At 41.7% G+C, this 25361-nt stretch carries 29 protein-coding genes; 28 read left to right on the top strand and 1 reads right to left on the bottom strand.

Going from position 1 to position 25361, the window contains the following annotated elements; genetic code table 11:
* The first annotated feature begins 272 nt into the window (after positions 1-272).
* The 25 genes from rpmH (at position 273) to NFR88_RS05280 (ending at position 21590) form a co-directional block, all read left to right on the top strand.
* Positions 273-407: a 50S ribosomal protein L34 gene (gene rpmH / locus NFR88_RS05400; RefSeq protein WP_160201006.1), complete on the top strand. Its 135-nt coding sequence runs from the start codon at positions 273-275 to the stop codon at positions 405-407.
* 7 nt (positions 408-414) lie between these two features.
* Entirely contained in the window at positions 415-756 is a 342-nt protein-coding gene (gene rnpA / locus NFR88_RS05395; protein WP_251614035.1) for a ribonuclease P protein component, read from the top strand.
* Positions 753-983 (top strand): membrane protein insertion efficiency factor YidD, encoded by a 231-nt coding sequence (gene yidD / locus NFR88_RS05390; protein WP_160201004.1) that lies wholly within the window; start codon positions 753-755, stop codon positions 981-983. Before rnpA ends, yidD begins: the two co-directional genes overlap by 4 nt.
* Positions 984-996: 13 nt before the next feature.
* On the top strand, positions 997-1701 hold the full coding sequence (locus NFR88_RS05385) for a YidC/Oxa1 family membrane protein insertase (RefSeq protein WP_160201003.1): 705 nt from the start codon (positions 997-999) through the stop codon (positions 1699-1701).
* An 8-nt stretch (positions 1702-1709) separates the two neighbouring features.
* Positions 1710-2531 (top strand): RNA-binding cell elongation regulator Jag/EloR, encoded by an 822-nt coding sequence (gene jag / locus NFR88_RS05380; RefSeq protein WP_161908785.1) that lies wholly within the window; start codon positions 1710-1712, stop codon positions 2529-2531.
* A gap of 47 nt (positions 2532-2578) precedes the next feature.
* The gene (gene mnmE, locus NFR88_RS05375) at positions 2579-3949 is read left to right on the top strand and encodes a tRNA uridine-5-carboxymethylaminomethyl(34) synthesis GTPase MnmE (RefSeq protein ID WP_251614032.1); all 1371 of its coding nucleotides are present in this window, start codon (positions 2579-2581) and stop codon (positions 3947-3949) included.
* Positions 3950-3961: 12 nt separating this feature from the next.
* Positions 3962-5842, top strand: coding sequence for a tRNA uridine-5-carboxymethylaminomethyl(34) synthesis enzyme MnmG (mnmG, locus tag NFR88_RS05370; protein ID WP_251614029.1), 1881 nt, complete (start codon positions 3962-3964; stop codon positions 5840-5842).
* A gap of 1 nt (position 5843) precedes the next feature.
* Entirely contained in the window at positions 5844-6548 is a 705-nt protein-coding gene (gene rsmG / locus NFR88_RS05365; protein WP_161908783.1) for a 16S rRNA (guanine(527)-N(7))-methyltransferase RsmG, read from the top strand.
* Positions 6549-6636: 88 nt separating this feature from the next.
* On the top strand, positions 6637-7419 hold the full coding sequence (locus tag NFR88_RS05360) for a ParB/RepB/Spo0J family partition protein (RefSeq protein ID WP_160200998.1): 783 nt from the start codon (positions 6637-6639) through the stop codon (positions 7417-7419).
* Positions 7420-7522: 103 nt separating this feature from the next.
* Complete coding sequence (locus tag NFR88_RS05355; RefSeq protein ID WP_160200997.1) at positions 7523-8296, top strand: ParA family protein; 774 nt, start codon at positions 7523-7525, stop codon at positions 8294-8296.
* Entirely contained in the window at positions 8296-9198 is a 903-nt protein-coding gene (locus NFR88_RS05350; RefSeq protein WP_251614026.1) for a ParB/RepB/Spo0J family partition protein, read from the top strand. Before NFR88_RS05355 ends, NFR88_RS05350 begins: the two co-directional genes overlap by 1 nt.
* 74 nt (positions 9199-9272) lie before the next feature.
* Entirely contained in the window at positions 9273-9797 is a 525-nt protein-coding gene (locus NFR88_RS05345) for a SprT-like domain-containing protein (RefSeq protein WP_160200995.1), read from the top strand.
* Positions 9798-9935: 138 nt separating this feature from the next.
* The gene (locus NFR88_RS05340) at positions 9936-11684 is read left to right on the top strand and encodes a DHH family phosphoesterase (RefSeq protein ID WP_251614023.1); all 1749 of its coding nucleotides are present in this window, start codon (positions 9936-9938) and stop codon (positions 11682-11684) included.
* 14 nt (positions 11685-11698) lie between these two features.
* Complete coding sequence (gene rplI / locus NFR88_RS05335) at positions 11699-12142, top strand: 50S ribosomal protein L9 (protein ID WP_160200993.1); 444 nt, start codon at positions 11699-11701, stop codon at positions 12140-12142.
* Between the two features lie 34 nt (positions 12143-12176).
* Positions 12177-13493, top strand: coding sequence for a replicative DNA helicase (gene dnaB, locus NFR88_RS05330; RefSeq protein ID WP_160200992.1), 1317 nt, complete (start codon positions 12177-12179; stop codon positions 13491-13493).
* A 34-nt stretch (positions 13494-13527) separates the two neighbouring features.
* Positions 13528-13719, top strand: coding sequence for a DUF1858 domain-containing protein (locus tag NFR88_RS05325; RefSeq protein ID WP_160200991.1), 192 nt, complete (start codon positions 13528-13530; stop codon positions 13717-13719).
* A gap of 12 nt (positions 13720-13731) precedes the next feature.
* Entirely contained in the window at positions 13732-15009 is a 1278-nt protein-coding gene (locus tag NFR88_RS05320) for a DnaD domain protein (RefSeq protein WP_160200990.1), read from the top strand.
* The gene (locus tag NFR88_RS05315) at positions 14979-16553 is read left to right on the top strand and encodes a peptidoglycan DD-metalloendopeptidase family protein (RefSeq protein ID WP_160200989.1); all 1575 of its coding nucleotides are present in this window, start codon (positions 14979-14981) and stop codon (positions 16551-16553) included. Before NFR88_RS05320 ends, NFR88_RS05315 begins: the two co-directional genes overlap by 31 nt.
* Positions 16554-16664: 111 nt before the next feature.
* On the top strand, positions 16665-16919 hold the full coding sequence (locus NFR88_RS05310; protein WP_160200988.1) for a YabP/YqfC family sporulation protein: 255 nt from the start codon (positions 16665-16667) through the stop codon (positions 16917-16919).
* Positions 16916-17206: a spore cortex biosynthesis protein YabQ gene (gene yabQ, locus NFR88_RS05305; protein ID WP_251614020.1), complete on the top strand. Its 291-nt coding sequence runs from the start codon at positions 16916-16918 to the stop codon at positions 17204-17206. The genes NFR88_RS05310 and yabQ overlap by 4 nt, the downstream gene beginning before the upstream one ends.
* A 17-nt stretch (positions 17207-17223) precedes the next feature.
* Positions 17224-17649, top strand: a complete 426-nt coding sequence (locus NFR88_RS05300) for an FtsB family cell division protein (protein ID WP_160200986.1) — start codon at positions 17224-17226, stop codon at positions 17647-17649.
* The gene (gene rnmV / locus NFR88_RS05295; protein WP_243153689.1) at positions 17615-18175 is read left to right on the top strand and encodes a ribonuclease M5; all 561 of its coding nucleotides are present in this window, start codon (positions 17615-17617) and stop codon (positions 18173-18175) included. The genes NFR88_RS05300 and rnmV overlap by 35 nt, the downstream gene beginning before the upstream one ends.
* Positions 18172-19026, top strand: a complete 855-nt coding sequence (rsmA, locus tag NFR88_RS05290) for a 16S rRNA (adenine(1518)-N(6)/adenine(1519)-N(6))-dimethyltransferase RsmA (RefSeq protein WP_160200984.1) — start codon at positions 18172-18174, stop codon at positions 19024-19026. The genes rnmV and rsmA overlap by 4 nt, the downstream gene beginning before the upstream one ends.
* Positions 19027-19042: 16 nt before the next feature.
* Positions 19043-21025, top strand: a complete 1983-nt coding sequence (locus tag NFR88_RS05285) for an LTA synthase family protein (protein WP_251614017.1) — start codon at positions 19043-19045, stop codon at positions 21023-21025.
* Positions 21026-21044: 19 nt separating this feature from the next.
* Complete coding sequence (locus NFR88_RS05280) at positions 21045-21590, top strand: GNAT family N-acetyltransferase (protein ID WP_160200982.1); 546 nt, start codon at positions 21045-21047, stop codon at positions 21588-21590.
* A gap of 82 nt (positions 21591-21672) precedes the next feature.
* On the opposite strand, the gene aroB is transcribed toward NFR88_RS05280, so the two are convergent.
* On the bottom strand, positions 21673-22719 hold the full coding sequence (gene aroB, locus NFR88_RS05275; RefSeq protein ID WP_160200981.1) for a 3-dehydroquinate synthase: 1047 nt from the start codon (positions 22717-22719) through the stop codon (positions 21673-21675).
* A 112-nt stretch (positions 22720-22831) separates the two neighbouring features.
* Here aroB and NFR88_RS05270 point away from each other — a divergent pair, with 112 nt between their 5' ends.
* From NFR88_RS05270 to NFR88_RS05260, 3 genes are read left to right on the top strand one after another with little or no spacing between them, the layout of a single operon-like run.
* Positions 22832-23551, top strand: coding sequence for a SanA/YdcF family protein (locus NFR88_RS05270; protein ID WP_251614014.1), 720 nt, complete (start codon positions 22832-22834; stop codon positions 23549-23551).
* Positions 23552-23555: 4 nt separating this feature from the next.
* Positions 23556-24092, top strand: a complete 537-nt coding sequence (locus tag NFR88_RS05265) for a putative ABC transporter permease (protein ID WP_160200979.1) — start codon at positions 23556-23558, stop codon at positions 24090-24092.
* Between the two features lie 51 nt (positions 24093-24143).
* Positions 24144-25283, top strand: a complete 1140-nt coding sequence (locus tag NFR88_RS05260) for an aminotransferase class V-fold PLP-dependent enzyme (protein ID WP_160200978.1) — start codon at positions 24144-24146, stop codon at positions 25281-25283.
* The last annotated feature ends 78 nt before the right edge of the window (positions 25284-25361 follow it).

The following is a 25361-nucleotide window of genomic DNA, read 5'->3' as shown; positions in this document are numbered from 1 at the left end:
TTTCATGGTGTAGTTTTATTGTACCTAATAAGTTATCCATATACAAGTACAAATTTAAAAGGTTGAAAAATAAAATTTCCATATAGTTATCCATATCTTGTGGATAATTTTACGCACATACCTGTTTTTATATAGCAGCATGGCTATTTAAGAACAAAAAAAGACAAAATCATTGACAAGCCAAGCCTTTGTAAGTATAATAATAGGGCATATGTGCGCATATTGGAATTTAGATTGCGTATGAGTTTACAATTTATAAGGAGGTAAAACCAATGAAACAGACTTATCAGCCTAAAAAAAGACAGAGAATGAAAGAGCACGGCTTCAGAAAAAGAATGAGCACCAAGAATGGCAGAAACGTTCTTAAGAGAAGAAGAGCAAAAGGCAGAAAAAAATTAACTGCTTAATTTTGAAATGCTTAAAAAAAATGTTTTAAGAAGAAAAAGTGACTTTACGTCTATTTATAATAGAGGTAAATCTGTAGGGGACAGATATGTGGTCGTTTTTTACAGAAAAAATAACCTTCCCTACACCAGAAAAGCTTTTTTAGCTAGCAAGAAAGTTGGCAATAGTGTCAAAAGAAATAGAGCCAGACGTTTAATGAAAGAAAGTTTTAGACTGACAGATTTTAGAATTCCGGAAGGCTATGATTTGATTTTTATTGCTAGAAATACTATTGTCAACACTAAGTGCCAAGATGTGAAGAAGTCTTTAGAATCAGCACTGAAAAGAACCGGGGTAACGAAAAAAGCATGAAATATATCAGCAGATTTTTTAAAGGAATCATGATTTTCCTGATTCGGGTATATCAGAAATGTATTTCGCCCTTGTTTCCGCCTACCTGTAGGTTTTATCCTACTTGCTCCACCTATTTTATACAGGCTCTGCAAAAATACGGGGCAATCAAAGGTAGTTACTTAGGAATAAAACGAATTTTAAAGTGTCATCCGGGAAATCCCGGCGGCTATGACCCTTTAAAATAACGGAGGAAATTTAATGTTTATCTTTAACATATTAGCTACTCCTTTGGGATGGCTTCTGACGCAGCTGTATAATATCATTGGAAATTACGGCATTTGTTTGATTATTGTTACCTTAATCGTGAAAATTGCCCTTTATCCAGTGTATAAGAAACAGATTTTTTCGACTGCGGGTATGGCTGAAATGCAGCCAAAGATTCAGGAGCTTCAGAGGAGATATGCAAATCAAAAAGAAGTTCTGAATGAAAAGATGGCAGAGCTTTACAAAGAGGAAGGTTTTAACCCTATGAGCGGTTGTCTGCCTATGATTGTGCAGATGATTATCATTATGGGACTCTTTGCACTGCTCAGAAACCCTATGATTTTTATTTCGGATGAAAGTATGTATTTTGCAATACATGAACCATTTTTGTGGATTAAAGATCTAAGTCAGCCTGATTTGTGGATTTTGCCAATAGCGGCTGGTATTGCTACTTTCTTCTCTTTCTGGATGAATCAGCAGACCAATCCTAATCAGATGGCTGGAGGTAACTTCATGACTAATATGATGAAATACTTCTTCCCGATTATGATTGTATGGTTAGCAAGATCTTATCCTTCTGGGCTTGCAATTTACTGGTTTATGAGTCAGTTTATTCAGATTTTCTTTAATTTGCGTTTTAACATGCTTAGAAAGGCTCTGAAAGAAAATAAAAAAAATAACAAAAAGAAAAAGAAGTAGTAAGAGCTATGGAGGAAAAAATTAATATGGAGTTTTCGGAAAAATGGGGAACCGATGTGGAAACAGCTGTAAAGCTGGCATTGGATGAACTCAAATTGACCATAGACGAAGTTGATGTAAAGGTTTTAGAAGAACCTTCCAGAGGTTTTTTTGGAATTGGTTCTAAACTGGCATTAGTCAGAGTTGAGAAGAAGAAACCGGTAGAAGAACCAAAAGAAAAGCCTGCTGTAAAAGAAGTAGTTTCTGAAGTAAAGAAACCGGCTTCTGAAGAAATCAAAAAACCAAAGGCTGAGGCGAGAAAAGCGCCAAAAACTGAGAAGACTGAAAAAAAGGCAAGACCTGAGAGAAAATCTTCTGTAGAAAAAGAAGCAGGAGAACTTTTTCCTGTAGAAAATCATATCGCCCTGGAATTTCTTTATGAAGTAACAGAGCAGATGGGTTTAGAAATTGAAATATCTGCAAGAGCAAATGAAGAAAATGTATTTATTGATATTCAGGGTAAAGACTCTGGTACCATCATCGGTAAAAGAGGACAAACCCTTGATGCAATTCAGTATTTAACAAGTCTGGTTGTAAATAAAGATACAGAAAACTACATTAGAGTCGTTGTCGATGCAGAGAATTACAGAGCTAAAAGAGAAAAGACTCTCGAAAAATTAGCAAATAGACTTGCCGACAAAGTAGTAAAAACTAAGAGAAGTGTAAGACTTGAACCGATGAATCCTTATGAACGTAAGGTTATTCATGCAACTCTTCAGCATAATTCCCGCGTTACAACAAGAAGCGAGGGACAAGATCCGTACAGAAGGGTTATCATTGAGCTCAAATAATTTATAGCCCGCAGCAGATGCGGGCTTCTTTTTTCAAGGAGAAATAAATGGAAGATACAATTGCTGCAATTGCAACCGCACCAGGAGAGGGCGGTATTGGAATTATCAGAATCAGTGGAGAACATGCTTATAATATATTAAGACGTGTATTTCGTCCTGCACATCCTGAATCCTTAGAAAATAGAAAAATGTCCTATGGACATATACTAAATCCACAGACAAATAGTATCATAGATGAAGTACTTTGTGTCTATATGAAAGGTCCAAAGACCTACACTACAGAGGATGTAGTAGAAATCAACTGCCATGGCGGCATGGTGCCGCTGCGCAAGATTTTGGAACTGGTACTGCAAAGTGGTGCAAGAATGGCAGAGCCGGGAGAGTTTACCAAGCGTGCATTTTTAAATGGTCGTCTGGATTTGTCTCAGGCAGAGGCTGTTATCGATGTGATTCGCGCAAAGACCGATAAGACCTTTGATGTTGCAATGAATCAGCTGGAAGGCGTATTTTCTGGTACCATTAAAGAGATTAGAAAAAAACTGGTAGATATTTTAGTAAATGTCACAGTCAATATAGATTATCCTGATGAGGATATCGAAGAAATTACTTATGAAAAGTTAGAAAAGGATTTAATAGAAGTAAAATTTGAAGTGAATCGTTTGCTGGCAAGCGCAGAAACAGGAAGAATGATAAAGGATGGACTTGCAGTAGCAATTATAGGAAAACCTAACGTTGGAAAATCTTCACTGATGAATAGTCTTCTTCGTGAGTCCAGAGCTATTGTAACTGAAATTCCTGGAACTACCAGAGATACCATTGAAGAGTATCTCAGTGTAAAGGGAATCCCTGTAAGACTGACCGATACCGCCGGCATCAGAGAAACCAGTGATATTATAGAGCAAATTGGTATTGAAAAATCAAAGGAGTCTTTCAATCAAGCCGATTTAGTTATTTTCATTTTAGACTGCAGTAAAGATTTTTCTGCGGAAGACAGAGAAATTATGGAGCAAATTGATGAAAAGAAAACAATTGTAGTTTTAAATAAAATTGATCTCCCTGCGAAAATTGATGAAAGTGCAGTTAGAGACATTTTACCAAATGCTTATGTGATGAAAACTTCTATGGAAACGCAAGAGGGAATCGGTGACATCGAAGAAAAAATTGTTTCTATGGTGTATGATGGAAAAGTGAGTCAAAATAATAGTCTCATCGTAACCAATGTGAGACATAAAGACATTTTGGTTAAAGCTGAAAAATCTTTGGGTGATGCGATTGCTATGACACAGATGGGAGAGGCTTTAGAGTTTATTGAAATTGATATCAACAGCGCCTACGCGTCTCTTGGTGAGATTATAGGAGAGACTGTTCAGGATGATATTATCAATGAAGTTTTTTCAAGATTTTGTTTAGGAAAGTAAGTTAGGAGAAATATGGAACAAGTATTTATGGGTGAATACGATATTATTGTTGTTGGTGCAGGTCACGCAGGATGTGAAGCTGCACTGGCTTCTGCACGTATGGGTAATCGCACAATGCTGTTTACCATTAATCTGGAAGCAATCGCCATGATGCCTTGCAATCCATCTATTGGAGGAACTGGTAAAGGTCACTTGGTTCGAGAAATTGATGCTCTCGGCGGAGAAATGGGAAAAAATATTGATAAAACCTTTATACAAAGCAGAATGTTAAATACAGCAAAAGGACCGGCGGTGCACTCGCTGCGTGCGCAGGCTGATAAACATAGATATCATACCGAAATGAAGAAAACCATAGAACAGCAGGAAAATCTGCATGTAAAGCAGGCTGAAATTGTGGATTTGATCATAGAAGAGGGAAAAGTATGCGGTGTAGTTACAATGACGCATACATATTATAAGGCGAAGGCAGTGGTGCTGGCTACAGGCACGTTCTTGCGCGGTAAAATTTTTATTGGAGACAGCGCTTATGCAAGCGGTCCAAATGGACTCGCACCTTCTATAGAGCTGGCAGATAATCTGAAAAAACATGGCATGAAGCTGCGCAGATTCAAAACCGGAACACCGGCAAGAGCGCTTGCTTCTACCTTTGATTATACAAAGATGACAGAACAGAAAGGCGATGAAAGAATTGTACCTTTTTCTTTTATGAACGATGAACTGGAAAAAGAACAGGTTTCTTGCTGGCTCACTTACACCAATGAAGAAACCCATACTGTAATTCGAAATAACTTTCATCGATCTGCTTTATTTGGAGGACAAATAGAAGGTGTAGGACCTAGATATTGTCCATCTATCGAAGATAAAATTAACAGGTTTGCAGATAAAGAGAGACATCAGACATTTATTGAGCCAGAGGGACTGGATACTGAAGAAATGTATATCCAAGGTATGTCTTCCAGTTTACCTGAAGATGTACAAGAGAAATTTTATCATACTATACCAGGACTTGAAAATATTATTATAACAAGACCTGCTTATGCAATTGAATATGATTGCATTGACCCACTTGATTTAAAGCCTAATTTAGAAAATAGAATGATTAAGAATTTATTTTGCGCTGGCCAGTTTAATGGAAGTTCCGGTTATGAGGAAGCAGCTGCACAGGGATTGTTGGCGGGAATCAACGCTTCCTTGGAAATAAATGGAAAAGAGTCACTGGTACTAGACAGAAGTGAGGCTTATATTGGCGTTCTCATCGACGATCTCGTGACTAAAGGTACAAATGAACCTTACAGAATTATGACCAGCAGAGCGGAATATAGGCTGGTTTTGAGGCAAGACAATGCAGATTTGCGTTTAACGGAAAAATCTTACAGGTTAGGATTGGCAGATAAAGAAAGATATGACAAATTTCTCGAAAAGAAGAGAATCGTGGAAGAAGAACGTCAGAGAATGGAAACGACTTATATTTATCCGAAAGATGCGAATGCCTTTTTAGAAAGTGTAGGCAGCGCACCGCTGCAGAATAAGGCAACTTTGGCAGAACTTCTGAAACGGCCAGAAGTAACCTATGAAAATATGGCAGTGATAGATTTTTCTCGAAGAGTGCTGACTTCTCATGCAAAGACTCAGCTGGAAGTGCAGATCAAATATGAAGGATATATTGCCAAGCAAATGGCGCAGATTGAAAAGTTTAAAAAACTTGAGAATAAGGCCCTTGATGAGAAACTAGACTATACTGACATTGAAGGACTTCGTCTGGAAGCAGTGCAGAAGCTGAACCAGCTGAAACCTAGATCAGTAGGGCAGGCATCTCGCATTTCCGGTGTATCCCCGGCAGATATTAATGTAATTTTAGTTTATTTAGAAAAGATTAGAAGAAAGAAAGCATAATATGAAAGCATTAACTGAAGCATTTGAACAATTGCAGATTCCATGGGAACAGGATATGGAAGAGAAATTTGTCGGCTATATGGAAGGCATTTTGGAATGGAACGAAAAGATTAATCTGACTGCGATTAAAGACAGAGATGAATTTATAGTAAAGCATTTGGTCGATTCCATACTTTGCGTTGGTTTTCCAGAATACCAAAACAGTGAGAGCATCATAGATGTAGGGACAGGAGCAGGGTTTCCGGGTGTACCCCTTTCTATCGTTAGTCCTGATAAGGGGTTCCTTTTGGCGGATTCTCTGAACAAAAGATTGAAAGTAATCGACGATTTGACTGGCAAGCTGGGAATATATAATGTTGAAACGATTCATGGAAGAGCAGAAGAGCTAGCAAGAAATAAGAATTACAGGGCGCGATTTGATCTTTGTGTTTCCAGAGCTGTTGCTAATATGGCAGTACTTGCAGAATATTGTCTTCCTTTTATCAGAAAGGGTGGATATCTCCTTGCATATAAAGGACCTGATGCAGAAGAGGAACTGAAGAATGCGGAAAAAGCTATTAAAATACTTGGCGGAAAAATTATACGAATAGAATCAACGCCGCTGGAAGGATACGAACATAATATAGTCGTAATTGAAAAGATTAAAGATACTCCTGCGAAATATCCTAGAAAAGCAGGAACTCCGGTGAAAGAGCCCATATTGTGATAGAATATGGGTTTTTTTGTTGGGCATTTTTTCTACATTTCCCTGGAAAACATGGTATGCTGTTATTAGGAAAAGAAAGGGGGATTATATGTTACAAAGGAAAAGTGTAGAACTGCCCATAGGTTCTATCAGAGCCAATCCGGAGCAACCGAGAAAGCATTTTGCGGAAGAGGAATTGAACGATCTTAAAAATTCTATTGCTGAATATGGGGTATTGCAGCCGATAATTGTCAAAAAAGATAAAAGTGGGTCTTTTTTTCTTATTGCAGGGGAGAGAAGACTTCGTGCTGCAAAGCTTGCAGGGCTCACGAAGATACCAGCTCTAATTAAAGACTTCGACGATAAGGATACAGCATTGATTGCGGTAGTAGAAAATGTTCAAAGAGAGAATCTCAGCTACATAGAAGAGGCTTATGCTTATAGAAAACTGATCGAGGATTTTGGTCTGACACAAGGAGAACTTTCTGAGAAGATTGGAAAGCGCCAGTCTACAATTTCTAACAAATTGAGAATCCTTACGCTTCCACCTGATATACAGCAAAAGCTGATTGAAGCAAAGCTGACGGAACGACACGCCAGAGCGCTGCTTAAAATAGAGGATTCAGTAATTCGAGAAAAAATTCTTCAAAGGGTAATCAGTCACAATCTCAATGTAAAGCAGACAGAAAAACTGATTGATGATTATCTGACAAAAGATGAAGCAGAATATAGGAACAGAAGAAAAATTAATTATATCAGCTATAAAATTTATACTAACACAATTCGAAAAGCTTTTGCACAAATTCACGATATGGAGGAGAATTCTAAGATGACAGAAGAGGATAAGGGTGCATATATAGAACTAAAAATCGTGATACCAAAAAATCAATGATGTTTCACGTGAAACATCATTGATTTTTTTTCGTAAAACAGTAGCAAAATTGCAGCGAATCATATATAATGTCTATAGTACATTCTTTGCAGGAGGAAAAACATTGGGAAAAGCAATTGCAATATTTAATCAGAAGGGTGGCGTAGGTAAGACTACAACCAATATCAATTTAGGTGCAAGTTTGGCGCTGAAAGATAAGAAAATCCTAATGCTGGATATAGACCCGCAGGGAAATACTACCAGCGGAATCGGTATTTCTAAAAAGGATTTACCTTATACGGTATATGACCTGCTCATTGAAGATAACTTTGACACCCGCAAAGCGATTATTCATACGAATATAGAAAATCTGGATATTATTCCGGCCAGCATTGATTTAGTTGGTGCAGAAATTGAAATGGTAGCCCTGGAAGGCAGAGAAAGACGTCTGCGAAAAGCGATAGAGAAGGTTAAGGACTTCTATGACTATATCTTTATCGACTGCCCCCCATCGCTGGGACTTTTGACGATAAACTCGTTGACAGCTGTAGAAAGTGTGCTGATTCCAATTCAGTGTGAGTTTTATGCGCTGGAAGGTGTAAGTCAGCTGGTGAATACAATTGAACTTGTAAAAAAGAGCCTCAATACTTCCCTGGAAATTGAAGGAGTTATTTTAAGTATGTTCGACGGCAGAACAAATTTATCTATTCAGGTTGTACAGGAAGTAAAGAAGTATTTCGGCTCTAAAGTTTATTCAACAGTAATTCCTAGAAACATCAGACTGGCAGAAGCACCTAGTTTCGGTATGGCAATTACAGAGTATGACCCAAAATCTAAGGGAGCAGAAGCATATCGTGACTTTGCGGAAGAATTTCTGGAGTGGGAGGAAAATAAATAATGGCATCAGGAAAGACAAAGAACAGGGGACTGGGAAGAGGACTTGATGCGCTGTTTGCTGATCAGGCGCCAGTGGTGCAGCCAGAAGAGACTGTGAAAGCACCTACTATGGCAGATGAAGAAAACGCAGTAGTATATATTAATATTAATGATATCAAACCCAACGAAAATCAACCACGAAAGGTATTCAATGAGGAAAAAATCAGCGAGCTGTCTGATTCAATTTTAGAACATGGAATCATTCAGCCACTGGTAGTTAGAAAGAGCAGTACTGGGTATGAGATTGTTGCCGGTGAAAGAAGATGGCGAGCTGCCAGAAAAGCAGCACTGAAAGAAGTCCCATGTCTGATTCGTAAGTTTAACGATGAAGAGAATATGCTCATTGCAATTATAGAGAATATGCAGCGTGAAGATCTGAATCCGATTGAGGAAGCGGAAGGACTGAATCAGATGATTAAAACCTACGGCTTGACGCAGGAGGAAGTTTCTAAAAGTGTCAGCAAAAGCAGACCGTACATTACCAATGCGCTGCGTCTTTTAAAACTGCCGCCTCAGATTCAGGATTTGGTAACGGAAGGAAAAATTTCAACCGGACATGCAAGAGCGCTCATCTCAATAAGCGATAAAAAACTGCAGGCGGAGCTTTGCAGAAAAATAATAGAAGATGGACTGTCTGTTCGTAAGATTGAGCAGTTGGTGCAGGCTGCGGGAAAACCAAAGAAGCGACCTGTAAAAAAAGTGAAGAGTGCAGATACGGTTCACGTAGAGAATGAACTAAAAAACATTTTCGGCACCAGAGTTTCCATCGAGCAAAAAGGGAAAAAAGGAAAGATCGAATTAGAGTATTATAGTGCGGAAGAATTAAATCGTTTAATAGAACTATTGAAATCTGTGGAATTATAATATTTGTTTCACATGAAACATCAAGGAAATGCCTCTTGAAGCAAGAGGCATTTTGCTATATCAGGATGAAGAGTATGATAGAATTTGAACATAGAATCAGAGTGTTGATGAAAGAGGCAGAGGAAGAACTGCGCAGCATAGGTATTAAACCTTCAAGTAAAATACTGGAAATTAAAGCGAACCACAGGGCCAAAAAGAGACTTGGCTGCTGCAAGGTAGAGAAAAAAGGTCTTGGACAGGTTTTCCGAATTGAGATTTCCACTGCGCTAGCAGATGCCAGAGATAAAGCTTTGAAGCAGGTCATCCTTCATGAGTTGCTCCACACCTGTCCAGGCTGCTTCAACCATGGAACAAAATGGAAAAAACTGGCTAAAATGGTGAATCAGACATACGGATACCACATACAAAGAATGAGCACCTCAGAAGAGCTGGGAATAACAACTCCGGCAGCGGAGCAAAGGGTTCATTATAAATATTGTATTCGCTGCAAAAGATGCGGTAGTACCAGCTATCGTATGAGAAAAAGCAGGGTCGTGGATGAACCGCAAAAATACCGGTGTGCAAAGTGCGGTGGTGCATTAGAGGTAGACCAAATTTAGAAAATGTGGTATACTATACTGTAAACCCTATGAGTAATCCCTAGGGAATTATCACAGAAACAACACGAAGAAAACCAGCTAATGTGATATATTAATGTATATTGCACTGGTTTTATGCGCTAAAAAGAGGGACGAGAAATGGCAAAAATTTTGTTTGAAAAAGAAATTTCATCTAAAATACCTTTACCTGTCTGCATTATTAACAGTAAAGGGAAAGTGGTAAGCGCCAATGAGCACATCGGAGATGTGTTTATTTATGACGGAATTGAAGATGCGGACTTTTTTGCCTTAACCGGAATAAAGACCTCTGATTTATATAGTAAGGTGGACGAGGGAACACACTTCTTTCTGGAAAGAAACGGGAAGCAATTTAAGCTGATTATCAGTAGAGAAAGTGGGGAAGAGGACGCGAACCTTTTGGTATTTTTCTATGATATAACCAACTTTGAGAATTTGAAAGATCGGTATAACGATGAACGCGTATGCGTGCTTAGAATCGTTATAGATAATTACGATGAGTTTGAGGCCAGCACTCTGCCAGAAATGCGGATGCGCATTACCGCTGCTGCCGATAGTGTGATTCGTCAGTGGGCTGCCAAAAACGAAGGCTCTATCAACAAACTGAACAATTCACAGTATGTCATGTACTGCCAGTATTCTCATTTAGAGAATATTATCGAAAATAAGTTTGGTATTTTGGACGAGATTAGACAGATTGAGACGGAAGCGGATTTTCCGATGAGTCTGAGTATCGGGGTAGGCGTTGGAGGAAAGAACCTGATTACCACAGAGGAATACTCCAGAGCCGCTATGGATCTTGCACGAGGACGCGGAGGCGATCAGGCTGTCATTAAACGTGTCAGCAAAATCGAGTATTATGGCGGGAAAATGCAGACTGTAGAGAAGGGAAACAAAGGAAAATCCAGAGTTATCGCCCATGCATTGAAACAGCTGATTGAGCAGTCAAAGAAAGTGATCATCATGGGTCATGTTCACCCGGATATGGACTGCTTTGGCTCGGCGCTGGGCATTCACAGACTGTGCGCTATGTGCGGCAGAACTGCATATATTCTTCTTGACGAAGTGATAGGATCTTTGCAGGAAATTTATGAGCAGGCTAAAGAAAGCGATAATTATATTTTTGTTAACAACAAAAAAGCTGAAAGCCTGGCTGATGAAGACACGCTGTTGATTATAGTAGATACCCATAGACCTAGTTATGTTGAAAACAGAAATTTGCTTACAATGACAGAGCGAATTGTGGTTATCGATCATCACAGAAAAGCAGAGGATTATGTGGAAAATCCGATTTTGTCCTATATTGAATCCTACGCTTCTTCAACAGCAGAGCTGGTCAGCGAGATTCTGCAGTATGCAGCGCCAAAGAAAACACTTATTAAGCTGGAGGCAGAAGCGCTCCTTGCAGGAATGACAATCGATACTAACCGCTTTGCTGTAAAGACCGGCGTCAGAACTTTTGAGGCTGCGGCATGGCTCAGACGATCCGGCGCAGACACTGCAGAAGTAAAGCGATTTTTCCAGACTGATCTGGAGGCATTTAAGATTCGTGCAAAGTGTATTGCAGCTGCGGACTTTCACGAAAAAGGCGTTGCAACCTCCATCTGTGAAGGCTGCAATGAAGATGCGCAGGTAGTAAATTCTCAGGTTGCAGATGAGCTTTTGACTATCAAGGACATTAAAGCTTCCTTTGTGGCAGGAAGAACTTCACAGGGAAAAACAGTAATAAGCGCCAGATCTTTGGGGGAAATCAACGTACAAGTAATTATGGAAAAACTGGGCGGGGGCGGACATCTAACCACGGCGGGTGCGCAGGTGGACTGCAGCCCTGAGGAAGTTATAGAGAAAGTGTTGGAATTACTAAAATAAAAGGAGAGATAAAGATGATTGTAATTTTAAATAGAGATGTAAAAGGTACTGGTAAAGCTGGTGATGTAGTAAAAGTCAGCGATGGATACGCAAGAAACATGCTGCTGCCGAAAGGGTATGCAACCGAGGCGACCGATGGCAATATCAGAAGTCTTGAGAAGCAGAAAGAACTGCTGGCACAGAAAAAGGCAGAAGAAAAAGCGGCGGCAGAAGAACTTGCAAAGAAGCTGGAAGATGTAACTGTTATTATCAAGACTAAGTCCGGTGAAGGCGGCAGACTTTTCGGCTCCATTACTTCCAAGGATATTGCTGACGAAACGAAAAAGCAGACCGGTCTTACCATCGATAAGAAAAAAATTCAGATGAAAAACCCAATTAAGAGTATTGGCAGATTTGAAATTGATGTGAAATTGTATCCGGAAGTATCCGGTAAGCTGACCGTTGAAGTAACCGACTAAAACTGATTGACTGATAGTATAGAGAGGAATCTACATGGTTGAGAAAATTCCACCCCATAATACGGAAGCGGAGAAGTCTGTTTTAGGCTCAGCCATGCTGAGCAAGGACGCGCTTTCCGATGTTATTGACCATATTACACCAGAGGATTTTTATGACGCAGCGCATAAAGAGATTTTCACTGTGATGATTGAGCTATTCAGAAATAATGTACCGGTGGACATTGTAACGGTCTGTGAGGAACTGCGCAAGAGAAAGTCGCTTGAAATGGTCGGCGGCAGAGTCTATATCGCCAGCTTGTCATCGGTTGCTCCTGCACCCAGCAGTGCTGCGGAGTATGCCAAGATTGTTTCTGAAAAAGCCTCTATGCGCAGACTGATTCAGACCGCTGAGGATATCAGAGAGAAAGGCTATGAAGAATCCATGGCGGCTTCTGATATTTTGGACTACGCTGAAAAGGGCATTTTTGAAATCGCCCAGAAAGGTCAGCGCAGCGATTTTGCGCCTATTAAAGAAGTTCTCATAGAAAATGTAGCGATGATAGACAGAGCAATACAGACGCAGGGACAGGTCATCGGACTTTCCACGGGATTTAAACGGCTGGATGAGCTGACAAGCGGGTTGCAGCGATCTGACCTTGTTATTATTGCGGCAAGACCTGCTATGGGAAAGACTGCCTTTGTTTTGAATATCGCCCAGAACGCAGCAGTAAAATCCGGTGCCAGCGTGCTGATTTTCAGTTTGGAAATGTCCAAAGAACAGCTTGGACAGAGACTTCTGGCTATGGAGTCCCGCGTAGAAATGCAGAAGTTGAAAACGGGAAGTCTGGAGCGAAACGACTGGGACAGAATTAATATGGCGCTGGACTCTTTGTCCAAAACCAATTTACATATTGACGATACACCAGGTATCAGTGTACTTGAAATGAAAAATAAGTGCCGAAGACTGAAATCTGAAAAGGGTCTGGATCTTGTCATTATCGACTATCTGCAGCTGATGAAGGCAGAGGGGAGAGCAGACAGCAGACAGCAGGAAATCAGTAATCTGTCCAGATATTTAAAATTGCTGGCAAGAGAGATGGATTGTCCTGTAATGGTACTTTCTCAGCTTTCCCGTGCACCGGAACAAAGACAGGATCATAGACCGATTCTGTCTGACCTGCGTGAATCCGGATCTATCGAACAGGACGCCGATATGGTTATGTTCCTGTATCGTGACGACTATTATAATAAGGAAAACTCAGAAAAACCGGGTGTCTGTGAGGTGAATCTTGCAAAACACAGAAGTGGGCCGACCGAAACCTTTGATTTGACTTGGGTGGCAAGATACACCAAGTTCAGTGATAAAGCGTAGTTTATAGTGATTTGTATCTGAAAGAGAGTTGCTTATGAAAATTACAGGGGATATGAAGGTTTGTGATGTTTTGAATCTTAACGAAGAGATGGAATTGATTTTTGAAGAGTATGGACTGCTTTGCACCGGTTGTCCCGGAGCAGTGCAGGAAACTTTGCATGAAGCGGCAGAGGGACATGGTCTTGACATAGAAGAATTGCTTTGCGCGCTGAATAAAGAAGCATAAGGGCGAGTATTTATGAACTTTATAAAAGAAAAAATCAAAGACTTTTTTCTGCTGGATACAAAAGTAGAAAATATTTTTATCAACGAATATATGCCATCCGCGCCCGGAGATTTTGTGAAGGTATATCTGTATGCGAGTATGTATGCAGAACACGGTCTTGAAATTACGGAAAAAGCGATAGCAAAACAGCTGGGACTTTCTGAGGAGAAAGTGCGGGAAGCCTGGGAATATTGGGAAGAGCGAGGCGTTATAAGAAAGCGTTACTTTGATACACAGGGCAACGTTAGCTTTATTGTGGAATTTCTCAGTCTGAAGGAGCAGCTGTATGGGAAAAACACTGCACCTGTACGGGGGGAAGCAAGCAGACCGAAAGGTGACAATGTCTTCGGAAATCCGGAAGTCAAAGTTATGTTTAAAGATATCGAAAAAGCTTTGGGACGGACTCTGGACTCTTCTGAGCTGGGTCAGATTATGAAATGGCTTACCGATTACGGCGCTAGCCCTGAGGTGGTTTTTACAGCAGTAAAATATTCTATCGACAAGAACAAGACCAGCATGCGGTATATCGAAAGTGTGGTAAAAGGATGGACCGAAGAAGGGCTTCAGTCCACAGATCAGATTAGCGAAAAACTGCAGGAGATGGACGAAAAATATTACCGCTACAGAAGAGTGCTTAAAGCTCTTGGTTTTACCAGAAATGCTACAGAAGCAGAAAAAGAAATGATGGATAACTGGTTTGAGCGTATGGGCTACTCTATGGACAGAGTGTTGGAAGCCTGTACAAAGACAGCCGGTATATCCAGTCCGAATTTTAACTATGTCAACAAGGTTTTAGAAAACTGGAGAGACGAAGCGCAGAGCAAAGGCGTGGATGTCAACACCAAGATTGTGGTGACTCAGGCAGTGCTCAACCAGTATTACGATTACTTGCGGGATAAGGCAGAGAAAGAGGCGGAAGAGAGAAAACAGGAAGTTTATCAGAAGCTGCCTAGAATTAAAGACATTGATGAGGAAATCCGCAGGATGGGATCCCAGCTTTCTAAGGCGCTGATTTTAGGCTCTTCAGAGAACGAGAGTAAGAAGATAAACAGCATTATGGACGAGCTGGCAGCAGAACGTGCAGTGGTGCTGACGGAAAACAATTTTGAGATGGATTACACCGACATAAAGTACGCTTGTGAGAAGTGCAGCGATACTGGAATGACAGATCTGGGAGAGCGTTGTTCCTGTATTAAGCAGCGTACGGAAGAGGCGGAAATATGGATAAAGAAAAAAAGTTTAGAAAAATAGTGGACGTTGCGGCAGGGATTATTACCTGGCATGACGAGGCGCAGATTCGCTTCGACAAATGGCTTGTTTCCTTTTGGCAGCTCATCATTAGCGGTGCAGCTGGTGTCGTGACGTTCCATGATCATACACAGGAACGAGTGGACAGGCTGTGGCTTATCATGAGATATCATACAGCCAGCGCCATTCACAGGAACCGGAAGAGCTTTATCGACCATAAAAAGAGTATTTTAAGCCACTTTGCAGGATTTGTGCTGGTAGCGGTTGCCATGGTAGCTATGTTCAACTATGCTACAGGTTTTCAGTATTCTTATAACGGCAAAGTACTGGGCTATGTAAAGAATCAGGAGGATGTCATTAAGATTCTGGATTTGGTCAGTGCCGAGCTGAGTAAAGAGTACGGGTCACAGATTCATATTGAAGCTGATGAAAACATCAGCTTCAAAAATGTGGTAGTTTTGGATAAGGATATTGATGACATTGACACGGTACTGAAGAGACTTACTTACATGACCGACATGGAAGCACAGGCTTACGGCATTTATATAGACGGACAGTGTTTTGTCATCTGCGAAAGCAAGGATGCTGCTAATGCTGCACTGCGCAATGTGCAGAAATCTTTCATGGACGGTGAAGGTGAGATAAAATATCTGCGTGTTGGTTTTAAAGAAAACGTAGAAATCAGGCAGATGGACACGAAGCTTGCTTATATCAGCGGCAAGAAGGAAGCCGTATCAAAGATTATGGACGGCGGTTCCAAGGAGAAGGTTTATGTAGTAAAGGCAGGCGACACTTATTCGGGAATTACCAGCAAGTTTGATACGACCTTTGAAGAACTAAAGGAAAACAATCCAAAATTGAAAGAGGATTCTCTTTTCCCAGGTGATGAAATCCTGATTTCTCAGGCAGTTCCAGCATTAACTGTAGTGACGGAAGAAGAAGCAACCTATGCGGAAAAGGTAAAATATAAGACAGAATATAGGGAAGATGATTCCCTGTACGAAAATGTGACTAAAGTGATTCAGAAAGGCGTCAACGGAAAACGAGTGGTGACGGCTAGAATCATCAGAGAAAACGGGGAAGAAGTCGGAAAAGAAGTTTTAAAGACGGAAACCATCAAAAAATCCGTAAAGAAAATCGTAATAAAAGGAACCAAGAAACTACCGAAGACGGCACCGACAGGTACCTTTATTATGCCGGTATCTGGGTATACACTGACGTCGGAATTCGGATGGAGATGGGGACGTAATCATGACGGACTGGATTTGGCATGTCCGACAGGTACACCGATTCATGCTTCAGACGGAGGTACAGTGGTTTACGCAGGCTGGTACAGCGGCTACGGGCTATTTATAGAAATTGACCATGGCAGCGGAATGAGGACCAGATACGGACACTGCAGTGCAATTAATGTCAGCGTGGGTGACAAAGTATATCAGGGTCAGAAAATCGGAGAAGTAGGAAATACAGGAAACAGCTACGGATCTCATTGTCACTTTGAGATTGTAAAGAATGGTACTGCTGTAGATCCATTTAACTATTTATAAATACGCTGTTTTTAAGAACACCAGCATGTACCTAAATGCAGGCGGCAAAGTCTTTTCGGGAAAATTTCGGATTTTCCGGCATATACTTACCAATAAAAGGAGGTCTGTGCGATGGAAAATCATGTGATTGAGCTGGAAAACAAGAGCCGGCTTATGGTGAGCGCAGTGACAGCGGTGGATGCATTTGATGAAGAAACAATTCTGGCTGATTTAGCAGATGAGGGACTAGTAATTTCCGGAAAAAATTTGCATATTGAAGTGCTGGATTTGGAAGAGGGGAAGTTAGTCGCCACAGGCGAGATTGAAGCGCTGACCTATACAAAGAAAAAAGCAAAGACAAAACTTTTTGACAGGTTTCGAAAATGACAGCGCTGATTCAGAGAGAACTGTTTCAGCTGCTGATTATGTTCGGCTGTGGAATTGGCATCATGATTACCTTTGAAGCGAGAAATTATTTGATGAAATGCTGCGGAAACAGACGGCGGGTTCAAACAGTTATCTACTTTGCTTTTTGGATATTTGCAGCGTTTCTGTTCTACAGGTTTTTGTATAGGGCGTCTCATGGTGTTGTGACTTTGTATGGGCTTGCGGCTATGCTAGGCGGCATATTCTTGTGGAAAAAAGGCATTTGTGGTATACTGAAAGAGAACTAAAAGTTGGGTACACAGGTATGAAGAAGAGGAAAAAAGGGAGAGTTAAGCAGTTTACGGAAGCAGAAATGCGAAAAAGTGAAACAGGCAAAGCCGAAACTGTCAGCACTGCCGGCACTGTCCGAAAGAAAAAAAGAGTAAAACTGAATCAAGGCAGATTAATCCTGACCGTTATAGTAGTGATACTAATAGCGGTCGTTGGAATGTCCATAAAAAATGTCTTTGATTTGAGGGCAGAGCAAAAAAGCCTGCAGGAAGAAAATCAAAATCTTTTGCAGCAGCAAGAAGCATTGGAAGCTGAACTTGAAAATGTAAACGATTTGGAATATATTGAAGAACAGGCGAGAATTCAGCTGCGCATGATTAAACCGGGAGAAATTTTATTTGTTTTAGATAAAGAACAGGACAAAGATGACAGCAATGGAAACGACGAAAAAGACAATTAAAGAGGCTATCATTGTAGAGGGCAGAGACGATACGGCGGCAATCAGGCGGGCAGTGTCAGCAATGACCATTGAAACGCACGGTTTCGGTATGCCGGATTCTATGTGGCCTCTCATCGAAAAGGCGTATAATGAACAGGGCATAATTATATTTACAGATCCGGATTATGCCGGCGAAAAAATTAGAAGAAAAGTGGCGGAGCGTTTTCCAGGCTGCAAGCAGGCCTTTCTGCCTAAGGGAAAGGCACTGAAGAAAGGCAATGTGGGCGTAGAAAATGCAAAACCTGAAGATATCATAGAAGCGCTGGAACACGCGCGCTGTACAGCGTCCGATTCTCAGCAGCTTTTTACCATGGAGGATTTGACTGCTTGCAGATTGGCGGGAACGCCGGAGGCTAAGGAGCGGAGAGAACAGCTTGGGAATCTTCTTTCCATTGGCTATGGAAATACGAAGACATTCCTGCGGAAACTGAACCAGTTTCACATTACAAAAGAGGAATTTTATCAGAGAGTAAAGGAACTTACATGAAATTATATGCACCCTCGACCATTCGAGAAATTAAGGATAAATACGGTTTTAAGCTGTCAAAAAGTCTTGGTCAGAATTTCTTGACTGACAAGAACATCATCGACAAGATTATTGAAGCCACGGAAATTACTGATGAGGATTTAGTCATCGAAATCGGGCCGGGAATTGGTGTTTTGACTGCAGAGGCGGCGCAGCTTGCGAAGAAGGTTGTCGCTGTTGAAATCGACAGGAATCTAATTCCGATTTTGCGGGATACGCTGAAGGAGTTTGACAACATTGAGATTATCAATAAAGATGTGCTGAAAGCGGATTTAAACGCAGTTATTGCAGCTTCAGGCTGTAAGAAAACGAAAATTATAGGCAATCTGCCTTACTATATTACCACGCCGATTATCATGGGGCTTTTGGAAAGCCATGTAGCGGCGGACAGCATTACCATCATGATGCAAAAGGAAGTGGCAGACAGAATCAAGGCTGGGCCAGGCACCAAGGCTTACGGCGCTTTATCTGCAGCGGTGCAGTATTACTGCACGGTGGTGACAGTGGCAACAGTACCAAAGGAAGTGTTCTTTCCTGCACCGAAGGTGGATTCAGCGGTGCTACGTCTTGACCTTAGATTGGAAAAGCCGGTAGAACTTGTGGACGAGCAGTTGTTTTTCCGCTGCATTAAGGCGGGCTTTGGACAGCGAAGAAAGACCCTTTCTAACTCATTATCGCAATTAGGCGATTTTACAAAGGAAGAGATAAAAACGTGTCTGGCAGGCACTGGGATTGATGAAAAGAGACGGGCTGAGACTCTGTCATTGAGTGAATTTGCAGCGATTGCAAACCACCTGGCAAAAGGGAAATAAAGTGAGGGATAGTAACATGGAGAAATTGCAGCAATTTTATCAGAAAAGATTAAAAAACAGTTTTGCCTTCTGCGCAGTATGGGCTTTTGTACTTAACTTTGCCATAGAAACACTGGCAAGAAAAGGTCTTGGAGGTTTTGAGTTTTTACTGCACAGTCCGGTTGCATTCTTTTATAATACGCTGCTGATCTTTGCAACTTTGATTATTGCAACCCTTTTTAAACGAAGGGTATTTGTGGTAACGGTGGTCACCATCGTATGGATGGGAATCGGCATTACCAACGGTATTATTCTCATGCAGAGAATGACACCGTTTACAGTAAAGGATTTGAGCAATCTCGCCGACGGGGCAACGATTTTAACCAATTATTTCAGCAAAACCGAAATTATTCTTATTGCTGGCGGCATTTTGTTGGCGGCAACAGCGCTGCTACTTCTTTGGATTAAGGGACCGAAGAAGAAAGAGCCAATACAGTGGAAGAGGAATCTGACCGCTGCAGTTGTAGTCATTGCATTGACCTTTGTGATGACTTTTGGGCTGATTCGTATCGGAGTACTGAGTACTTTTTTTGGAAATCTGGCGTATGCCTATGAGGACTACGGTGTGCCGTACTGCTTTGTGAACACTTGGCTCAATACCGGAATTGCAAAGCCTGCAGGATACGATGAAAAAATGATTAAGGGCCTCTTTGATAAGGATCAGTACAATGAAGATGGTACCATGAAGCTGGTTGAAAGTGACGAGGATGAAAATCACCCGAATATTCTATTCCTTCAATTGGAATCTTTTGTGGATCCATCCATGTTTAAGCATATTGAGCTTTCAGCGGACGCGGTACCGAACTTCCGCAGAATGAAGCAGAAATATACCACTGGCAAACTCACCGTTCCTGCCTGCGGCGCGGGAACTGCCAACACGGAATTTGAAGTGATGACCGGAATCAGCGTTAAGTTCTTTGGACCGGGCGAATATCCGTTTAAGTCCATTCTGAAAGAGAGGACCGGGGAGAGCCTTGCCTTTGACCTAAAATCCTTGGGCTATAAGACCCATGCGGTGCATAACCACAGAGCCCTTTTCTATAACAGAAATGATGTGTTTGCCAATATCGGTTACGACAGCTTTACTTCACTGGAATACATGAGTGACGTGCCGAAAACGCCGAAAAACTGGGCGAAGGATAGCATATTGACGGAACAAATTCTGGAAACCATGGAGCTGTCTGAGGAAAGAGATTATATCTATACCATTTCCGTACAGGGACATGGAAAATATCCGACTGAGCAGATCATCAAGAATCCAAAAATCCAGGTCACGGATGCGCCGAATGAAGATATCAAATGGCAGTATGAGTACTATGTCAATCAGATTTATGAGATGGATTTGTTCATTAAGGAACTGACGGAAGCCCTTGAAGCTTATGATGAGGACGTAATTCTGGTTATGTACGGTGACCATATTCCGGCACTGGATATAACGGAAGATATTTATGCCGAGGACAATCTGTACCAAACGGAATATATCATGTGGAGCAATTTCCCGATGGAAAAAAGGGATAAAAATTTAGCGGCATATCAGCTTGCAGCAGAAGTTTTGAACCGGGTAGATATTCATACCGGAACTACTGTAAAGTATCATCAGACAAAAGACCATGATGCAGCAGATTATCTGGATAATCTGAAAGCGCTGGGGTATGATATGTACTATGGAAAAGGCTATATTTACGGCGGAGAAAATCCGTTTGAAAGGGCCAAAATGACTCTGGGTGTAAAGAAAATCAAAATTGATAGGGTAGTCAATATCGGTGGAAAGTATTACATTAAAGGACAGAACTTTACGGAATACAGCAAGGTAACCCTTAACGGAGAAACCTTGAGAACCATTTATCTTGGACCGAGTCTTCTGGGACTGCAGGAGGAAGTTGACCCTGCTGACGCAGAAAATATGAAGGTCAGCCAGATAGATAAGTCTAATAAAGAAATTATCAGTACTACAGAGTAAACGCGAACGGAGGAAAACCATGAAATCTTTGGAAACAGAACGACTGAACCTTAGAATGTTTACCCCTGAAGACGCAGAAGATGTGTATGCTTATGCGAGCAATCCTAACGTAGGACCGCCTGCAGGCTGGGCGCCTCATAAAAGCGTGGAAGATTCCAGAAAAATTATAGAGGAAATTTTTATGCCGCCTGAAGCTTGGGCGATTTGTATTAAAGGCGATGACAGAGTGGTCGGCGTTATTGCGCTGGAGCCAGATAATATCAGACCTGAGGCTAACAGCAGGGAACTGGGATATAATCTGGCGGAGGAACACTGGGGCAAAGGATATATGACAGAGGCGGCAAAGGAAGTGCTTCGTTTTGCCTTTGAGGAGCTGGGACTGGATCAGGTTGGAATCTGTACCAGCAGAGTCAACAGGCGTTCTCAGCGTATTATTGAAAAGTGTGGCTTTACCTATGAGGGTACCATTCGCAGATACTATAAAATCTATGATGGAAGTCTGCGTGATTCGATGGTGTTTTCCATGCTGAGAGAAGAATTTTTTGCGGGAAAAGACAGCAAATAAGTCTGTATCACCTAATAAGAAGTTAAAAGAAAAGAGCGTGTATTGTCAGTGACTCACGCTCTTTATATACTTTAAATCGTATTTATGGCTGCAGACCCAGCTCTATGAACTTGTGAAGCTCTGAAAGGGAAATCTTCTGAAGTCTGCATTTTCCAATGGATTCGGGAATAATCATGGTAATCTTGTCACCGCTGATTTTTTTGTCCATCAAGGCGAAACGGTATAAATCCTCGAGGGGATAATCGACAGACAAATCGAAGCCGAGATTGGTGAGAATTTCGGTCAGATCGCCGCTGATATCTACATTGGTGAGACCTTGCCTGAAAGCTGCTTTCGCTTCTACGACCATGCCTTTTGCAATGGCTTTTCCGTGAGGTATGGAAAAAGCACTGAGTTTTTCAAGACCGTGCCCAATCGTATGACCGAAGTTGAGAATCTGGCGCAGACCCATGTCCCGTTCATCAGCTTCGACAACGGATTTTTTGATGGAAACACAGCGTTCAATGACGTATTCGTAATCTTGTGCTTTAATATGTTCAATCAGAGAGGACTCTGCAACGACAGCACATTTAATGGCTTCCGCAACACCGTCCTGTAGTTTGGAAGGCGGCAGACTGTCAAAGGTTTTGTAGTCGCACAGTACCAGGGAAGGCTGCCAGATAGCACCGACCAGATTTTTTCCGGAGAGCAGATTGATGCCCGTTTTGCCGCCGACAGCAGCATCTATCGCAGACATATAAGTGGTCGGGATTTGAATGTACGGAATGCCGCGCATATAGGTGGCAGCAACAAAGCCTGCCATATCGCCGACAACGCCGCCGCCGAGGGCGATAATGCCGTCGGAGCGGTTGAGACTTTCGTCCGCCATAGCTTCCAGGATATTGGAGTAAGTGTTCAAATTCTTGGAATGTTCGCCTGCAGGAAAAACTACTTTGGAGGTGCGGTATCCGTGCTCCATTAATGATGTCATGATGACCTGGGAATAAATACTGTTGACCGTGCTGTCTGTAATAATGCAAAGATGGCAAGGAGGAATACAAGTGCTGATATAAGCACCTGCGTCCTTGAGTAAAGCTTCGCCGATTAAGACTTCGTAAGGATTTTCAGTTGAAATAAGAAATTTTTTCATTTTGTAGAGCTCCTGCCGCAACGGCTGTTATTGATAATATATAGTCCCATATGTTATACTATAAACGATTGTAACATATTTTTCAGTTTTTTGCAAAAACCATATACAAGAGGTGAGTAAAATTAAGAAATTCATAGGCAGATGTATTTTTGCAGTCATCGCCCTTGGCTGCATCATCGGAATTGCCAGTATGACTATAAATAACCATATCGTAAAATCGCAGAAGGATAATATCCTGTGCGCCGTTACTGAGGAGGAGTCTGTGCTTGCTTCTTCGGATATCGAGAGACTTAAGGATAAAGGCGCAGACTGCATTTTAGTGCTGGGCGCGGGAATTAAAGATGACGAAACGCCGACGCCGATGTTAAAGGACAGACTGGACTTGGGCATTATGCTTTACCAGGAGGGCGTTGCGCCGAAGATTCTTCTTTCCGGCGACAACGGAACGGAAAGTCATAATGAGATTCATGTCATGCTGAATTATGTAAAGAAAGCCGGTGTGCCGGAAGAAGACATTTTCTGTGACCATGCGGGATTTTCCACTTATGACTCCATGTACCGGGCAAAGGACATTTTTTCGGCACAAACTATCATTGTAGTGACCCAGACCTATCATGAATACAGAGCACTGTATATCGGTGATGAACTGGGCCTGGATGTATTTGGCGCTGCTTCAGATCAGTTTACTTATGCGGGGCAGCCTATGAGAGAGATTAGGGAAGTTATGGCACGAGTGAAGGATTACTTTAAGGTTATGGGGAAACCGGAATCGGTGCTGGGGGGAGAAGTGATTCCAATCAGCGGCAGCGGTATCATATCACACGGAGAGTAGAGAAATGGACTATCAGCTATACGAAATTTTACTTTTGTTTTCAATTTACAGCATTGCGGGATGGATTTTTGAAGTGTTTCTGTTTGCGCTGCAAAACAAAGGCTTTCAGAATAGGGGAGTTTGCTACGGACCTTATTTGAGCGCTTTTGGCTTTGGTGCCCTTGGAATTCTATATGGAAATGCTTTTCTTGAAGAGAATTTTACGCTGAATCCGACGGTCTCTTTTATCAGCATTTTCGTTTTGGGAATTGCTGTGGGGCTTGTAATGTGGCTTTTGAGCGCCCTTGTGATTAATGGATTTTGCGGTGCAAAGGTGATTCACTTAAAATGGTACTATCCAATTTTGGCAGGTTTCGGTGCATGGATATTGATTTTGCAATTGAATCCGCTGCTGGTGGTGTTCATAAAACGGCTGCCGTCTTGGATTCATATGGTATTTTTGCTAGTTTATTGGGTGAGATATTTTCCGGAATTGGTAGATGGTATCATGGAAATGAAAAAATTTAAAAAAACACACACATTGCATAGACACGCGGAATAAGATAATGGAGGAGATAAAATCCTCCATTATTTTTTTTGCGGGGTGAAACGGATGATATATCTTGACAATGGAGCAACGTCATTTCCCAAACCAAAGGGTATGACCTATATAATGGAAGACTGCATGCTGCATTATTGCGGAAATCCAGGCAGGTCAGGTCATGCTATGTCCATGAAGACAGGGGAAAAGATTTATGAGGCAAGAAAACAGGTGGCAAAGCTTTTTAGTATTAAAAATCCAGGCAGACTGTTATTTACAAAAAATACCACGGAGAGTTTGAATCTGGCAATGTACGGATTCTTGCGCAATGGGGATCACGTTGTCACCACCTCCATGGAACATAACTCAGTGCTGAGACCTTTGAAGGCGCTGGAAGATAGAGGGGTGCAGCACTCCATTGTATGTGGAAATATAGAGGGGTGTGTGAGCGGGCAGGCGATAGGAAATGCCATCACAGAAAAGACGAGACTTATTGTGATGACGGCGGCATCCAACGTGACAGGAAGTATCATGCCAATCAAAGAGGTTGCCGGGATTGCCAAAGAAAAAGGAATTCCGCTGCTTTTGGACGCTGCCCAGGCTGCGGGCTGTATGCCTTTGAACGTGGAGGAACTGGGAATTTCCATGATGGCTTTTCCTGGGCATAAAGGATTGCTTGGACCTCTTGGCACCGGATGTCTTTATGTTTCCGAGGAAATAGAACTGCAGCCGCTGCTTTACGGAGGAACCGGAACAGAATCAAGAAGCAGACTGCAGCCTGCGGACTTTCCGGAAGGCTTTGAAGCGGGGACTGTCAATGCACCGGGAATCATAGGGCTGGGATATGCGGCATCAGTAGTGGAAAAAGTGGGAATTCACGCTATTGCGTACCATGAAAGACAGCTGATTTGTCAATTTGACAATGCGATTCGCAATATGAATTGTGTAGATTTATATGGGCCGGTGTCGGAGCAGAAGACAGGAATCAGCTTGTTCAATATTCGCGGCATTGAGTGCGAGGAAGTTGCAGACAGACTGAACAGGGAGTTTGGAATTGCAGTCAGAAGCGGCTATCACTGTGCAGGCCTTGCGCACAGAACGATTGGAACTTGGGATACCGGTGCCGTTCGACTTAGTGTTGGACCATTCAACACGGGAAAGGACATCAAAAGGGCCGTTGATGCAGTTTGGAAAATATCACAGAAAAAATAAGTTTTTTTATGTGAACTTTGTGCGAATTTTACTGAAAGAACGGTTGATTTCATTGACAATAGACACTCTGCCATATAT

It is taken from the genome of Senimuribacter intestinalis (assembly GCF_943192965.1).
Classification (GTDB): Bacteria; Bacillota; Clostridia; order Peptostreptococcales; family Anaerovoracaceae; genus Senimuribacter; species Senimuribacter intestinalis.
Note: the sequence above shows the minus strand (reverse complement) of the source record. Positions and strands in the feature narration are given on the sequence as shown.